The 13,866-nt window shown below is 43.6% G+C and carries 15 protein-coding genes; 8 read left to right on the forward strand and 7 right to left on the reverse strand.

Annotated features, from left to right (window positions below):
- Window positions 1–91 precede the first annotated feature (91 nt).
- From ABXS78_RS04450 to ABXS78_RS04460, 3 genes are all read right to left on the reverse strand, one after another.
- The gene (locus ABXS78_RS04450; RefSeq protein ID WP_366249107.1) at window positions 92–2,023 is read right to left on the reverse strand and encodes an LTA synthase family protein; all 1,932 of its coding nucleotides are present in this window, start codon (window positions 2,021–2,023) and stop codon (window positions 92–94) included.
- Between the two features lie 201 nt (window positions 2,024–2,224).
- The gene (locus ABXS78_RS04455; protein WP_366249108.1) at window positions 2,225–2,638 is read right to left on the reverse strand and encodes a YkvA family protein; all 414 of its coding nucleotides are present in this window, start codon (window positions 2,636–2,638) and stop codon (window positions 2,225–2,227) included.
- A gap of 72 nt (window positions 2,639–2,710) precedes the next feature.
- Window positions 2,711–2,884 (reverse strand): hypothetical protein, encoded by a 174-nt coding sequence (locus tag ABXS78_RS04460; RefSeq protein ID WP_366249109.1) that lies wholly within the window; start codon window positions 2,882–2,884, stop codon window positions 2,711–2,713.
- Between the two features lie 426 nt (window positions 2,885–3,310).
- On the opposite strand from ABXS78_RS04460, the gene ABXS78_RS04465 reads away from it, so the two are divergent.
- Window positions 3,311–4,450 (forward strand): alcohol dehydrogenase catalytic domain-containing protein, encoded by a 1,140-nt coding sequence (locus ABXS78_RS04465; protein WP_366249110.1) that lies wholly within the window; start codon window positions 3,311–3,313, stop codon window positions 4,448–4,450.
- Between the two features lie 32 nt (window positions 4,451–4,482).
- Here ABXS78_RS04465 and ABXS78_RS04470 read toward each other — a convergent pair whose 3' ends face one another.
- Entirely contained in the window at window positions 4,483–5,634 is a 1,152-nt protein-coding gene (locus ABXS78_RS04470) for an AI-2E family transporter (protein ID WP_366249111.1), read from the reverse strand.
- Window positions 5,635–5,926: 292 nt separating this feature from the next.
- The gene (locus ABXS78_RS04475; protein ID WP_366249112.1) at window positions 5,927–6,823 is read right to left on the reverse strand and encodes a TIGR01777 family oxidoreductase; all 897 of its coding nucleotides are present in this window, start codon (window positions 6,821–6,823) and stop codon (window positions 5,927–5,929) included.
- 86 nt (window positions 6,824–6,909) lie between these two features.
- Here ABXS78_RS04475 and recX point away from each other — a divergent pair, with 86 nt between their 5' ends.
- Together recX and ABXS78_RS04485 are read left to right on the forward strand one after the other, a co-directional pair.
- Window positions 6,910–7,737, forward strand: a complete 828-nt coding sequence (gene recX / locus ABXS78_RS04480; RefSeq protein ID WP_095223583.1) for a recombination regulator RecX — start codon at window positions 6,910–6,912, stop codon at window positions 7,735–7,737.
- Window positions 7,738–7,756: 19 nt separating this feature from the next.
- Window positions 7,757–8,086: a YfhH family protein gene (locus ABXS78_RS04485; protein ID WP_095223584.1), complete on the forward strand. Its 330-nt coding sequence runs from the start codon at window positions 7,757–7,759 to the stop codon at window positions 8,084–8,086.
- A gap of 29 nt (window positions 8,087–8,115) precedes the next feature.
- Here the strand turns inward: ABXS78_RS04485 and ABXS78_RS04490 are convergent, their stop codons facing one another.
- Window positions 8,116–8,280 carry a YpzG family protein gene (locus tag ABXS78_RS04490; RefSeq protein ID WP_095230634.1) on the reverse strand — a complete coding sequence of 55 codons (165 nt, stop codon included), beginning with the start codon at window positions 8,278–8,280 and terminating at the stop codon, window positions 8,116–8,118.
- Between the two features lie 104 nt (window positions 8,281–8,384).
- On the opposite strand from ABXS78_RS04490, the gene ABXS78_RS04495 reads away from it, so the two are divergent.
- On the forward strand, window positions 8,385–8,648 hold the full coding sequence (locus ABXS78_RS04495; RefSeq protein WP_366249113.1) for a YfhJ family protein: 264 nt from the start codon (window positions 8,385–8,387) through the stop codon (window positions 8,646–8,648).
- Window positions 8,649–8,676: 28 nt separating this feature from the next.
- Here the strand turns inward: ABXS78_RS04495 and ABXS78_RS04500 are convergent, their stop codons facing one another.
- The gene (locus tag ABXS78_RS04500) at window positions 8,677–9,672 is read right to left on the reverse strand and encodes a metal-dependent hydrolase (protein WP_366249114.1); all 996 of its coding nucleotides are present in this window, start codon (window positions 9,670–9,672) and stop codon (window positions 8,677–8,679) included.
- Window positions 9,673–9,744: 72 nt separating this feature from the next.
- Here ABXS78_RS04500 and mutY point away from each other — a divergent pair, with 72 nt between their 5' ends.
- The 4 genes from mutY to ABXS78_RS04520 all read left to right on the forward strand — a co-directional run bounded on the left by mutY (window position 9,745) and on the right by ABXS78_RS04520 (window position 13,722).
- Entirely contained in the window at window positions 9,745–10,830 is a 1,086-nt protein-coding gene (gene mutY / locus ABXS78_RS04505) for an A/G-specific adenine glycosylase (RefSeq protein ID WP_366249115.1), read from the forward strand.
- A gap of 74 nt (window positions 10,831–10,904) precedes the next feature.
- Window positions 10,905–11,159, forward strand: a complete 255-nt coding sequence (locus ABXS78_RS04510; protein ID WP_095223623.1) for a gamma-type small acid-soluble spore protein — start codon at window positions 10,905–10,907, stop codon at window positions 11,157–11,159.
- Between the two features lie 183 nt (window positions 11,160–11,342).
- Window positions 11,343–11,870, forward strand: a complete 528-nt coding sequence (locus tag ABXS78_RS04515) for a DUF402 domain-containing protein (RefSeq protein ID WP_366249116.1) — start codon at window positions 11,343–11,345, stop codon at window positions 11,868–11,870.
- Window positions 11,871–11,943: 73 nt separating this feature from the next.
- A complete protein-coding gene (locus ABXS78_RS04520) occupies window positions 11,944–13,722 on the forward strand; it encodes an ABC transporter ATP-binding protein (protein ID WP_366249117.1) in 1,779 nt (592 codons plus the stop codon).
- Window positions 13,723–13,866 lie beyond the last annotated feature (144 nt).

Raw genomic sequence — 13,866 nt, forward strand, 5'->3', positions numbered from 1 at the left:
TTGTAACGATATTGCAGGTCATTGTCTAAAAAAATTAATAAAATGGGCTTGCACAAAAAAACACCTGCGGCATTAGGCAGGTGTTCCGAAATTATTCTTCTTCTGATTCTGAACGGTTATTATAGTCATAATCGCTCGCTTTTACCGGTGTCCAGCCTTCCGGATCGTAGAAGCGGAGCAGGTCACCATATAGGATCTTATCGTTGAGGCTTAGCTTCTTAGCTAATTCCTCTTTTTCTTTCTTGATTTCTTCAATCTGGGCTTCATCTTCGATTACTTCGCCAGTGTCAGTGTCATAATACGTATCTCCTAGCACTGTGTAATCTTTACTGATGAAATCACCATTTCGTAATCCGACTACACCGTTGTGCTCCTCGGACAATAGATCTGTACCGAATTGGATATACTTAGATGAATCGATACCAAGCAAGTGTTCAAGTGTCGGCAGGACGTCCAGCTCACCGCCGTACGTGTGGTTCACGCCGCCTTCAAGACCTGGAGCCTTGATCATAAGCGGTACTCGCTGCATTTGTGCATTTTGATAGTCTGTCATTTCTTTGCCGGTAATCTCTTCCATAGCACGGTTATGGTTTGTAGAGATACCATAGTGGTCTCCGTAAAGCAGGATGACAGAGTTATCATACATGCCTGATTCTTTCAGGTCTTTGAAGAACTGTTCCAATGCTTCATCCAGGTAGCGTGCTGTCTGGAAGTAGTTATCCACTGTAGCATCTCCAGTTGTAGCTTTATCGATCGTTGCGTCTTCTGGATCAAGTGTGAACGGATAATGGTTCGTCAGTGTGATCAGATGCGCATAGAATGGCTGATCAAGTGATTCAAGCAATGGCATGGATTCTTCGAAGAAAGGTTTATCTTTCAAACCGTAGTTAACCGAGTTTTCCATGTTGTAATAAGTGGAATCGAAGAAATGATCGACTCCGAATTGCTTGTAAATTTCATCACGGTTCCAGAATGTTTTCTCGTCACCGTGGAATACAGCACTTGTATAGCCTTGCTCCTGATTCAGGATGGCAGGTGCTGCTTGATATGTGTTCGTGCCTTTTACAGAGAAGGCAGATCCTTGTGGCAGGCCGTATAGGGAGTTATCCATTAACAGCTCTGCGTCTGCGGTTTTACCTTGTTCTGTTTGGTGGAAGAAGTTATCAAAGTACGTTATTTGCTTATCATTCACAAGTGAATTCAAGAACGGTGTAACTTCTTCGCCATCCAATTTGTAATTGATCAGAAAGCTCTGGAAGCTTTCCAAATGGATTTTGATGACGTTCATGCCCTCTGCGTTACCAAAGTACTTCTCATTCGGTTCAGCATAGTTTTCCTTCGTGAATTCCGTTACTTCAGATAAGTCACTCGGACTAGCCATAACTCGCTGAGTGGAAGTCTTCGCATTTTGAACTGCGTCATAGATAGTATAGTTGTACGGTCCAAGATACTTTACCAAGTATGTGCGGTCGAATGTACGCTGCAGAAGCTGCGGGCGATCGACTTCAGCCAGTCCAAGGTTTACTGCGAATAGAGCCACACCGGAGATGATGACCATAGCCGTCTTCCGGAAAGCAAGACGTTCGATACTCCAGTTCTTTCTTGTGTAGATATACAAAACGATCAGCAAAATGAAATCCAGGAAGTAGATAAAATCATAGCCTTCCATCAATCCAAAGATGCTGCCGCCCATTCCGGAACTTAAATTATCTGTTTGCTTTAATGTTGGCAAGGTAATAAAGTCATTAAAGAAGCGATAGTACAGGACATTGGCGTAAAGCAGGAAGCTCATTATGAAATCAATGATTAAAAGCCAGATTCCCATCCTTCTGCCCTTTGCCAGGAAAGCGAGTCCTAGGAATACGATGCTCGCACTCAATGGGTTTATTACCAGCAGGAATTCCTGCATGCTATTTGTTATATCCAGGTTGAATTCCTGTTTATAGGAAAAATACGTTTTGGCCCATAAGAAAATAACGGCCAGCGCAAAAAATCCTTTTTTTGAAGCCAGAAGCTTCTTCATTATCTTTCACCTCTTCATTTTCTTATCAGGCGTCATATTGAGTTGAACAACGACATTGATTCTATCAATTTATCATCTAAAAAACAACTAAGACCCAAAACGGAATTTGGGCTCATAATCTATAAATATAACAGATTCTGCTGAAAAAGCAAAATGGGAAATTTCTCCGTAAAAAAAAGAGTGCAAGTTGCACTCTTTTTTTTACGAAGCACCAGTTTCAATCGGCTGATGATGTTTCCATTGTTTATATGCGGCTACATCCTGCTGTATCTGCTTAAAGGTGAAAGCGATGAGAGCAACGTCATCAAGCAATCCGCCAGGAATGAAATCCGGGACAAAGTCGATTGGGCTTAAGAAATATAGGAAGGTTGCTGCAATCATAAGCAGCGACTTTTTCGGCAGCTGGCTGTAAGCACCTTTGCGCCAATCGCGGAGCATGTCCACCATCAGCTGCAAATCTGACCAGATTTCTGCAAGCTTTCCTTTATTGTCCGTTGCTTTAGTTGATACATTAGCTAGGAGCTCCTTCGATTTTTCCTTATCCTGCAGCAATGCTTTTGCTTTTGGGGTGTAAGCATGCCGTTTCTCCAGGAGCTGTGATAGGTTCCATTTCATAAGGTGTGCCTCCTTGTATCCTTCTGATTTCTATTATGAGGAACATTTGCCTGTCATGCAAGAAAGGGGACTTCAGTCGATTTTCTTTACAAGAACTCGGTATCGTTCCGGTAGTGTATCTTTTGCCTTCACATGCTGCATGAAGGATTCTGCTTCTTCGTATGTGTCAAAAGTGTATACTTCTCCGTCCGTTCCGACGAATTCAAGTTTCACTTGGTTTGAGTCGATTGCGATGACTTTGAACATAATGCTCTCCTTTCATATGCTGACAGCACCATGTGGCAGCTGGCAGAAAGAGCTGAGGTTACGCAGGATTTCCAGCTCAGATGACTCAAGATGATATAAATTTACTAGAGGAAAATGAAATATAAAAATAGTTCACTTATCTATTATAGAGAAGTTAAGCGGTGAGAGGAAGCAGTAAGTCAATAAATGGGGAAAAGCAGGCAGCGGGGGCTGCCTGCTTTTCTGTTGTTGTTAGAAATAAGTGTGGTGAGACGAAAGAAATATGTGGGAGGTAATGTTGTTAGAAAACATATTTTATCGTCCTCAGTTATAAAGACGTGTGTCGTTACCTAATGGTTTCATTTTTTTGAGGAAAGTTTAGAAAGGTTTAGGTTCATTTGGCAAAAGGTATAGTCCTTCAACTACTGTATAAGGGAGATTGGTACCATGCAAGCAGTCACTTTTCAAGGTAAGGAAAATATTGAAGTTAAGTCTGTAGAGGCACCCTCGATCGAGAAATCTACCGATATGATCGTAAGAATTACAGCTACTGGTATCTGTGGTTCTGATTTGCATTTGTATCATGGAGGAATCACGCCAGAGAAGGATTATATAATTGGACACGAGCCGATGGGCATTGTAGAAGAAGTGGGACCGGATGTAAAAAACCTAAAAAAAGGGGATCGGGTTGTCATCCCATTCAATATTGGCTGCGGCGAATGCTATTATTGTAACCACCAGATGGAAAGTCAATGTGATAACTCGAACGGCAATCCGCATACCGATGCAGGTGGATTATTCGGTTTTGCAGATCAGTTCGGTGACTATCCCGGGGGACAGGCAGAGTATCTGAGAGTACCATTTGCTAATTTCACTTCTTTTAAAGTACCAGAATCAAGTGAATTAAAGGACGAAAGTGTCGTGTTCCTATCCGATGTCATACCGACAGCTTATTGGAGTGTAGAAAACAGCGGTGTCAAAAAAGGAGATACTGTCATCATCCTGGGAGCTGGTCCAATTGGTCAGATGGCGCAGAAGTTCGCTTGGCTGAAAGGTGCAGAGCGTGTCATAGCAGTAGATAACGTGCCGCATCGACTGGAGCATGCTAAGCGGATGAATAATGTAGAGACATATGACTTTTCCAATAATCCTGAAATTGGTTCCTTGCTTCATAGTGATACGAATGGTGGAGCTGATGTTGTAATTGATTGTGTCGGTATGGATGGAACAGTGCCGGAAGGTGTATCATTCGGTTCTGAACATGACAATCAATTTGGTACAATTCAGCCAATCATTACAGCTAGTGAAGCAGTCGCTAAATTCGGAACTGTTCAGCTGACTGGCGTATATGGAACAGAAGCAAATGGATTCCCAATTGGTGATTTCTTCACGCGGAACGTGACGCTTACAATGGGACAGGCTCCGGTTATCCATTTGATGCCGAAGCTATATCAGATGGTAGAGGAAGGGGTATTTGATCCGACAGATATCATCACGCATACAATGAAAATCAGTGAAGCGAAGGAAGCATACAAGATATTCGATGAAAAGTCCGATAATAATATCAAAGTACTATTGAAACCATAATAAAACAGGAGCTGCGATATGCAGCTCCTGTTTTAGTTGGTTTTGGTCGTTTCCTCATATAGATGAGATCTCTTTTTGAACCAATGGAAGGTGTGAGTGACGATGACCTTCAAAATCGCATATCCCGGAACAGCAAGTATTACGCCGACAACGCCGAATAGATTTCCGGCTGTCAAGATAACGAATATGATTGTGATTGGGTGAACACGAATGTTCCGCCCCATTATCTGTGGTGTGATCAACTTTCCTTCAACTAGCTGCACAACAGTCCAAACAATGATCAGCTTTAAGAGCATGAACGGCGATGTAACAATAGCGATGATGATCGCAGGTGTAATGGCTATCGCTGGACCAAGATACGGAACCACACTCGTGAACGCCGCAATGACGGCGAGTACTGGTGCGTATTCAAGACCAATGATCAAATACCCGATATACAGCAGGACGCCAATGACAAAGCTGACGATAATCTGACCGCGTATGTAGGAACTGATTTGATGGTTCATCTCTGACATTACTTCATATGTTTGACTGCGAAAGCGTACTGGAAGTAACTTCAAAATATAGACTGGCAGTTTCTTGCCATCCTTCAGTAAATAGAAGAGGATGAAAGGCACTGTTACGATAGCAATGATCACTTCTGTCACTGCACCGACAAAGCTTGTTAAGTTAGAGAACAAATTGTTGAGCATGGTAGTACCGCGAGTCTGCAGCTCATTCAGGATTTGGTTGAAATCAAAATTGCCTGAGGCTTGAATCTGATTGACCACGTTACTGCCTGTTATGGACTGGACAACATCGATCCCTTGCTCGAAATAGTCGGTACTATTCTCAATCAAGCTTAATGTCTGCTCCTTCAATACAGGAATGACCAAGCTGATGAGAATAGTCAGTATTCCAATGATAACAAGGTAAAGGACGATAATGGAGTAGACGCGTTTTACTCGCTTTTTCTCTAGGTAATTGACGATCGGCACTGTCAGGTAATAGACAACCCCAGTCAAAATGATAGGCAGTATGATTGTTTTCACGATGACCACAATGGGTGTGAAAATAAATGATACGCTGGAATAAACAAGTATGTTCAGCCCGATGATGAAAAGAATCAGCATCGCGATGACAAATTTATTATTCAGGAAAAATTTGCTGAACTTTCCCTGCTTGTTGCGTTGTAGATCTGGCATGGCAATCCTCTCCTCTTTGGCCCGCTGTTCCGTAATTCTATCGTTCTATCATTATAGCCTAATATAATGGCGTATAACCGTTATGTTTATTTTAATCTTATGTACGGAATTTATCTACTCAAGTACTCGAGATAAAGTGAGAATCAGGATTAATAATTTTATTGGATCATTTATCAACAACATTATCAACAGTATCGTTATTGTAAAATAAACGAAAAACAGACTTATGCACATTATCCACAGACCTAAGTCCGTTAATTGTGCACAAGTCAGTTGGGTTATCCATAAAACATTATAAAGCCTGTTCAAGCGCTTCGGATAAAGCAGGGAAGCGGAATTGATACCCGTTGTCGAGCGCTTTCTTTGGATATACGCATTGTCCTTCAAGCACCAAAGTACTCATTTCACCTAAAGCCTTCTGGATTACCGGGGCAGGTGCTGCAGTCCAATAAGGTCGATGCAGCGTTTTGGCAAGTGTCTTGCTGAAATCCTTATTCCGTCTCGGGGAGGGAGCAGTGACGTTAAGCGGTCCTTTGATTGATTCTTGTTCGATTGCATAAGCAATCAGCCCCGCTGCATCTTGAACATGGATCCAGGAAAGCCATTGCTCGCCGCTCCCTATTTTCCCGCCTGCGAAATAACGGAAAGGCAGCTGCATGAGCGGAAGAGCTCCTTTATCACCCAAAACGATGCCAAAGCGTGCAAGTACAGTTCGGACTCCCATTCCTTTTGCTTGCTTGGCTGTTTCTTCCCACTCATACGTCACATCTGCCAGAAAATCCTGCCCGCGCTTCGTTGTTTCTTCAGTGAAGGCGTCCTGTTCGCTCGTACCATAATACCCAACAGCAGAACCGCTGACGAAGACTTTCGGCTTCTTCGGCATTTTTTCAATCATATCAACAAGTGTTTCGGTAGCTTCCAACCTACTGCTCCTGATATTTTCCTTTTTCTCCTTGGTCCACTTGCCGAATAGACTAGTTCCGGCCAAATTGACGACTGCGTCAATCTCCGGCAGCTGGGAAAGGGGATTGAAACCTTTTTTCAGCCAGCCGATATACGTGACTTGCTTGGTATCTAATTTCTTTTCTGGTGATCGAGTTAGAATATAGACATGGTGCCCCTTCTCAATCAATGTTTCTGCCAGCTGCTTTCCGACGAAGCCTGTTCCGCCGCTAATGACGATATTCATGATTACTTCCTCCTTCTATATTGGGTGAGCTTACAATTTTGTATGGTGTCATTTCGTGTTAGAATAAAGACATAGAGGTGTCGAAAATGGTGAAAATCACGAAGATCACAACTCAAAAAAATAATATCGGGCGCTATAATATCTTTCTCGACTATGGTAAAGGCGAGAAGTTTGGCTTCGGTCTTGATGAAGATGTCCTGATTACAAGCGGTATCACCAAAGGACAGGAACTATCCGAGGAAGCTTTGCAGTCCATTATCGAAAAAGATGCTGCACATAAGTGTTTTACCCTAGCTTTACAATATCTAAGCTACCGGATGCGTTCCAAAAAAGAAATAAAAACGTATTTGCTGAAGAAGGAGCAAAATCCGACACATATCGAAGAGACCTTGACAAGGCTTGAAGAACAGGGGTATACCGATGATGCAGCTTTTGCCGGTGCATTTGTTCGGACGAAAGTGAATACGACAAGTAAAGGTCCACTCGTCATCCGGAAGGAATTGCAGGAAAAAGGTATTACCGGTGCAGCGGCAGATCAAGCGATGACATACTACTCGTACGAAAAAGAGCTGGAAAAAGCTGTCAAGCTTGCTGGATCGAAGCTGCAGACTAAAGCAAAGAAATCTCATCAGGAGAAGATCCAGCTTGCACAGCAGCAGCTGCTTTCAAAAGGCTTCTCAAGTGCTGCTGCAAAGGAAGCTGTTTCATTGGCACTCTCGGATACCGATCAGGATACAAATGCTGAGCTGGACGCTGTCCGATATCAGGGAGATAAGCTTTTGCGCAAATACGCGCAAAAAGCGGAAGGCTATGAGCTTAACCAGAAAATCAAGATGGCTCTTTATCGTAAGGGATTTTCGATGGAACTGATTCAGAAGTATATAGAGGAAGCGAAAGAAAAAGACCTTTATTAGCGGAAAGCAGGGTGCGAAGATGCAATTACGTTATAGTGACTTAACAGTGGAGCAACTGAAGGAAGAAATGAAACAGCTGAAGATTCAGCAGCAGAAGGCCGAGCAGATGGGTAACTTCAGTGAATATCAGATTATTGAGCGTAAACGGCAGATGGCCAAAGCTTATACGATGAATCCGGATGAATTCAAACCAGGTGCAACGTATGAAATCAAGGGTGATCGGTCGCATGTGTTTACGATTGATTATCTAAATGGTGTCTTCGCCTGGGGCTACCGACGCCAGGGCAGTGAAAAAGGACAAGAGCTGGAAGCTTTACCGATCAGTGTTCTCGGCAGGACGACTATGTAATTGCCTCGGCTGTAAAGCCGAGGTATATTTTATCTGCGGTTTTTCTTTACTGCTTGAGTACGGATGATGATATCAGTCTGTGTTTGCTGTGTTTCTCCATTCACCTGGTTATTCGCATGCTTCGCTGTAGTGCGGGGGGATTGAATAACGGAATTGATGGTGCCTGTCTTAGAAAAACGATCAAACTTGGACATTTTATCTGCCTCCTCGAGCAAGGATTGGATGCGCCGCAGTGCTAATAGCTTGTGCGTATTTTTCACGAATATGTTGGGATTTTGATGGAAGGGATGAAAAATGAATGGAAAATAAATTCCGTGAACTTGCTGCACTTTTGCAGCAGCAAAACGATCGATTGACAATAGATGAGGCTCGGACATGGGTAGAGATTCTATGGGAGGATTTTGAGGCAACACGCGCAAAGGCTGGCCGTAAATACCAGGGGCAGGAAATGACAGAGGCGATTGTGCGTCAGTGGATTCAGCATTATGGTCCAAGACTGGATGAATTCCTTGAAAGTAATCCGAAGTACCATTATTTATTCATGGAACGAAGACAACAATAAAAAACCTGGAGAGAGTGATCTCCAGGTTTTATAATGCAGACGGATTGTCATCTGTGACCAGTTTTCGCTGCAGTTTCTGTTCGGAAAAAATCCACCCGGTATAGGAACTCATCACCTGATGATTATCATCAATCTGAACGACAGCCTTGAATGGATAATGCTGTGCGCTATTATGATAGCGCAAATCAATCAGACGCAATTCCGTGAAATCATCATACATGTTTACTTCCCATGTGAAGACTGGTGAGAAGCTGAGGAATGCCGCTATATTCTTATCCTCTCTAGCAACCTCCATGAGCTCGTTATCTGGTAATGGCTTCCGTTCAAATTCGTCGATCATGCGGAGCTGCCAATTTTCCACCTTCCCGACATAAAAACGATCGGGAGCTGTGACGGCAACGCGCCAAAATGCTTGTTTCATTGTTGGTGAAGTAGCGATGATTTGAGCATCAGGTATTTTTTCTTTCACTTGTTTGATGATCCGACGTTTATCCAAATAACGTTTCACATAGTACAGGATAAGGATCGTGTAAATAACAAAGAAGGTCAGACCTGGCTCAAGACCAATCAGCCAAAGTGCAATACCGATCACATGCATCGTGAAGATGAAAGGATCAAATGTGTTAATGAAGCCGTAAGCAACCCATCGGCGGGTGAACGGCCGGTACGCCTGTGTGCCGTATGCGTTGAAAACATCGACAAATACATGGAGTACAACTGCTCCAAATGTCCAAAGCCATAGATGCAGGAAGTTGATTTCTGGTACTAACACGTACAGCAGCAGGGAAATAGCTAATCCCCATAATATGACAGCGGGGATTGAATGCGTGATTCCCCGGTGGTTTCGTAAATAAGAAGCATTGTTACGTAATTTCAGTACTGTATCAAAGTCGGGTGCCTGTGAACCAAGGATCGTGCCTGCAAGTACTGCATTGAACAATACAGGATCTTGGTGAACAGCAGGATCGAGTGTGGCAAGCCCGCCGAGGGCTATCCCCATGACGATATGGGTACCAGTGTCCATCTTAATGTCCTCCTTCTGATGAAACCAAACCACCTAATACTTTTAATATTGTAACACGGAGCGTGAGTGATTTTGCAATTAGACGATCTACATGTTAAGTTTCAGCATTTTTCGATTGATTTATTTCAAGATGATTTGATTAATTGGTTCCAGCAGGAAAAACGTACACTACCTTGGCGTGAAAACCAGGATCCTTATCGGATCTGGGTTTCGGAAATCATGCTCCAGCAGACGAAGGTGGATACGGTTATTCCTTACTTTCATCGTTTCATGGAGCGCTTTCCGACAATCCAGGCATTAGCCGAAGCCGATGAGCAGGACGTTTTAAAAGCGTGGGAAGGGTTAGGTTACTATTCCCGAGCTCGAAATCTTCAAAACGCCGTTCGTGAGGTGGCAGAAGCCTACGACGGCAAGGTGCCCAACACGGTGGAAGAGCTGGGTAAACTTAAGGGTGTCGGACCGTATACAAAGGGTGCCATTCTTAGTATCGCTTACGGAATACCGCAGCCGGCAGTCGATGGGAATGTCATGCGGGTTCTATCCAGAATTCTATTGATAACCGAAGACATCGCCAAGCCGAAAGCGAGAAAGATTTTTGAAGCGGCTGTTGAGGAGATGATCTCACATGAAAATCCTTCTGCCTTCAACCAAGGATTGATGGAACTCGGTGCGCTCATTTGTACGCCGAAAAAGCCTGCTTGTTTATTATGTCCAGTGCAGTCGCATTGTACAGCTTTCAAGCAGGGACTGCAGGAAGAACTCCCGATCAAATCAAAGGGCAAGAAGCAAAAGACAATGCCGTATCTCTCTGTTATCGTAGAGAACGAACAAGGAGAGATACTCATTGAGAAAAGGCCGGAGACCGGGTTGCTTGCGAATCTGTGGCAGTTCCCGATGGCAGATGCGACGGAGGTTTCCTTAGAGCAGCTGGTATATTGGTTCAAGCTTGAATATGGGATTGACATCATTTTAGAGGAAACATTGCAGCCTGTTCGGCATATCTTTTCCCATATTATTTGGGAGATGATTGTCTTGCGTGCGAAAACAAAAGACAAAGCAACCGAAGTGGGCAGATTTGTTGCTATGTCTGATATAGATGATTATCCATTTCCAGTTCCGCATCAGAAAATCCTGCAGCAAGTTCATGTACCAGAATAAACCAATTTCTTTTTGCGCTTTTTTGGATAACAACGTCACATTCAGGAGAAAGTAATGTGGCGGAGGTGATAACAATGAACAGAAAAACACAATCTGGTACTGATGTAAATCAGGTTAAACAACAAAACCAGCAGTCCCGTCAAGGTGGTTCTAGCCAACAGTTCGGTACTGAATTTGCTTCTGAAACAGACGTACAGCAGGTTCAACAGCAGAACCAGCAGTCTCGTCAGAAAGCAACTGGCGGTTCCAGCCAGCAATTCGGTACTGAATTTGCTTCTGAAACAGACGTACAGCAAGTTCAGCAGCAAAACCAACAGTCCCGCAAGTAAAAAGACGGACATCGTCCTAACTGTTACTTTCGTATGAACGGAGCCCTTCAGCACTCGCTGGAGGGCTCTTTTATCTATGCTTGGGCAACAATCAGCGTTTTTCATTTCCATTGTGTCTGAAATATCTTTATAATATAAAGAAACCATCTTACATAGGACAATAACAAAGGAAGGAAGATTCGCATGGCTGGCCCAGAGGCAGGAACGAAAATTCAGATACACAGCTATAAGCATAACGGCCAGCTCCATCGGGTATGGGAAAGCAGCACAGTATTGAAGAGTACGGCAGAAATCCTGATTGGTGCTAATGATCGGACGATGGTCACGGAAAGCGACGGACGGACGTGGATCACGCGTGAACCAGCCATTGTTTATTTTCATGCGAAGTACTGGTTCAATATAATCGGTATGCTGCGGACAGATGGCATTTATTATTATTGCAATATCAGTTCCCCGTATGTTTATGATGGGGAAGCGCTGAAGTATATCGATTATGACTTGGATATCAAAATCTATCCTGATATGACATTTACGCTGCTGGATGAAGATGAATTCAATATACACAAGCGTCTAATGAATTATCCTCCCGAAATCGAACGAATCCTGTGGAACCAGGTCGACATTCTGATCAGCTGGATCAGGCAAGGAAAAGGACCGTTTTCACCCGATTTCATCGATACATGGTATGAGCTGTTCCTAACCTACAGATAAATAACATAAGCTATGAATCCTTGCCGGAAGCGGCAGGGATTTATCATTGTGCACAACAGAGAGGTGATATGTGTTGAGCAGTACGAGACGGTATTTACAATTTGTAAAGCCGTACAAATGGAAAATTATATTCACGATTCTTATTGGTATTATTAAATTCGCGATACCTTTGCTTATTCCATTGATTTTGGGATATGTGGTCGATCATGTCGTCAATGCGGATTTACCGACATCTGATAAAGTGAGTCGGCTGTTCTGGCTGCTTGGCGGCTCTTTAATTGTCTTTGTCATCGTACGTCCGCCGATTGAGTACTATCGGCAATACCTGGCGCAATGGACAGGAAACCGGGTGCTCTATGATATCCGTAACCAGCTTTTTGATCATATTCAGCGCCTTAGTCTTCGCTATTATTCTCAGACAAAAACCGGAGAAATTATCTCCCGCGTCATCAATGACGTAGAACAGACAAAAAACTTCATTATGACAGGTTTAATGAATGTATGGCTTGATTTGGCTACGATTGTCATTGCAGTCGGCATCATGTTCACGATGGATGTGTCACTCACACTGGTGGCAATAGTCCTGTTTCCTGTATACGGTGTAGCGATCAAGTATTTCTACGAACGTCTCCGCAGTCTTACAAGGCAACGTTCGCAGGCCTTGGCCGAAGTGCAGGGGCATCTGCATGAACGAGTACAGGGCATCCCTGTTACACGAAGCTTTGCGCTTGAGGATTATGAACAAAAGCAGTTTGATACGCAAAACCGTAATTTTCTAGAGAGCGCCATCCAGCATACGACCTGGAACGCCAAAACCTTTGCGGTAACGAATACGATTACGGACTTGGCGCCGCTGCTCGTTATTGGATATGCTGCATATGAAGTTATACAAGGTAATCTTACATTAGGTACGATGGTTGCCTTTGCAGGCTTCATGGATCGTGTTTACAGCCCGCTCCGCCGACTGGTGAACTCTTCTACAACCTTGACGCAAGCAGTCGCATCAATGGATCGGGTCTTTGAATTTATTGATGAGAAATATGATATTGAAGATAAGCCGGCAGCAGATAAGCTGACAAAGGTCGATGGTCATGTATCTTTCGAAAATGTTTCCTTCCGTTATAGCGAAGGTGAAGAGCTTGTGCTCAAGGATATCTCGCTTGATGTGAAAAAAGGAGAGACAATCGCTTTTGTCGGAATGAGCGGAGGCGGTAAATCGACTATCGTCAGTTTGATTCCGCGTTTTTATGATGTGACGAGCGGACGGATAACTATTGACGGTACAGATATCCGCGATGTGCAGTCCCGTTCCTTACGGGATAAGATCGGGATGGTGCTGCAGGATAATATTCTATTCAGTGAATCGGTAGAAATGAATATCAAACTCGGAAGACCTGAAGCAACGCATGAAGAGGTGGTTGCTGCTGCAAAAGCAGCCAATGCCCATGACTTTATCGAGCATCTAACCGATGGATACGAAACGCTCGTAGGAGAACGCGGCGTTAAGCTGTCTGGCGGGCAAAAACAACGAATTGCTATTGCGCGTATTTTCTTGAAGAATCCGCCGATCCTTATTCTGGACGAAGCAACATCTGCGCTTGATCTGGAAAGTGAACATCTGATACAGGAAGCACTGGAGAAGCTTGCATCAGATCGAACTACCTTTATCGTTGCGCATCGACTAGCAACAATTACGCATGCAGACCGAATCGTGGTCGTACAGGATGGACAGATTGTGGAACAAGGATCTCACGTTGATCTGATGACACTACAAGGCAACTACTTTAATCTTTATCAGATACAGCATCTGGATGAGGATTCAGGTACATTGAGTACAACTGAAAAAGGATAGGTGGCAGGGGAGCCCTGCTCATCTATCTTTTTTGTTGTCTCTGAAAAGATGCTCTGTACGTAATTTAAATGCCCGCGCAATAGTGGCCCTCTCATTTATACTATAACTTTCTTTGATGGATATAAAAAAAGTACATCACTCACT

Source organism: Terribacillus aidingensis (assembly GCF_040703035.1).
Taxonomy (GTDB): Bacteria; Bacillota; Bacilli; order Bacillales; family Amphibacillaceae; genus Terribacillus.

What these genes read in the sequence shown, in the direction of transcription:
- ABXS78_RS04450 (WP_366249107.1), bottom strand. Translation starts at nt 2,023, where the DNA reads ATGAAGAAGCTTCTGGCTTCAAAAAAAGGATTTTTTGCGCTGGCCGTT.
- ABXS78_RS04455 (WP_366249108.1), bottom strand. Translation starts at nt 2,638, where the DNA reads ATGAAATGGAACCTATCACAGCTCCTGGAGAAACGGCATGCTTACACC.
- ABXS78_RS04460 (WP_366249109.1), bottom strand. Translation starts at nt 2,884, where the DNA reads ATGTTCAAAGTCATCGCAATCGACTCAAACCAAGTGAAACTTGAATTC.
- ABXS78_RS04465 (WP_366249110.1), top strand. Translation starts at nt 3,311, where the DNA reads ATGCAAGCAGTCACTTTTCAAGGTAAGGAAAATATTGAAGTTAAGTCT.
- ABXS78_RS04470 (WP_366249111.1), bottom strand. Translation starts at nt 5,634, where the DNA reads ATGCCAGATCTACAACGCAACAAGCAGGGAAAGTTCAGCAAATTTTTC.
- ABXS78_RS04475 (WP_366249112.1), bottom strand. Translation starts at nt 6,823, where the DNA reads ATGAATATCGTCATTAGCGGCGGAACAGGCTTCGTCGGAAAGCAGCTG.
- recX (WP_095223583.1), top strand. Translation starts at nt 6,910, where the DNA reads ATGGTGAAAATCACGAAGATCACAACTCAAAAAAATAATATCGGGCGC.
- ABXS78_RS04485 (WP_095223584.1), top strand. Translation starts at nt 7,757, where the DNA reads ATGCAATTACGTTATAGTGACTTAACAGTGGAGCAACTGAAGGAAGAA.
- ABXS78_RS04490 (WP_095230634.1), bottom strand. Translation starts at nt 8,280, where the DNA reads ATGTCCAAGTTTGATCGTTTTTCTAAGACAGGCACCATCAATTCCGTT.
- ABXS78_RS04495 (WP_366249113.1), top strand. Translation starts at nt 8,385, where the DNA reads ATGGAAAATAAATTCCGTGAACTTGCTGCACTTTTGCAGCAGCAAAAC.
- ABXS78_RS04500 (WP_366249114.1), bottom strand. Translation starts at nt 9,672, where the DNA reads ATGGACACTGGTACCCATATCGTCATGGGGATAGCCCTCGGCGGGCTT.
- ABXS78_RS04510 (WP_095223623.1), top strand. Translation starts at nt 10,905, where the DNA reads ATGAACAGAAAAACACAATCTGGTACTGATGTAAATCAGGTTAAACAA.
- ABXS78_RS04515 (WP_366249116.1), top strand. Translation starts at nt 11,343, where the DNA reads ATGGCTGGCCCAGAGGCAGGAACGAAAATTCAGATACACAGCTATAAG.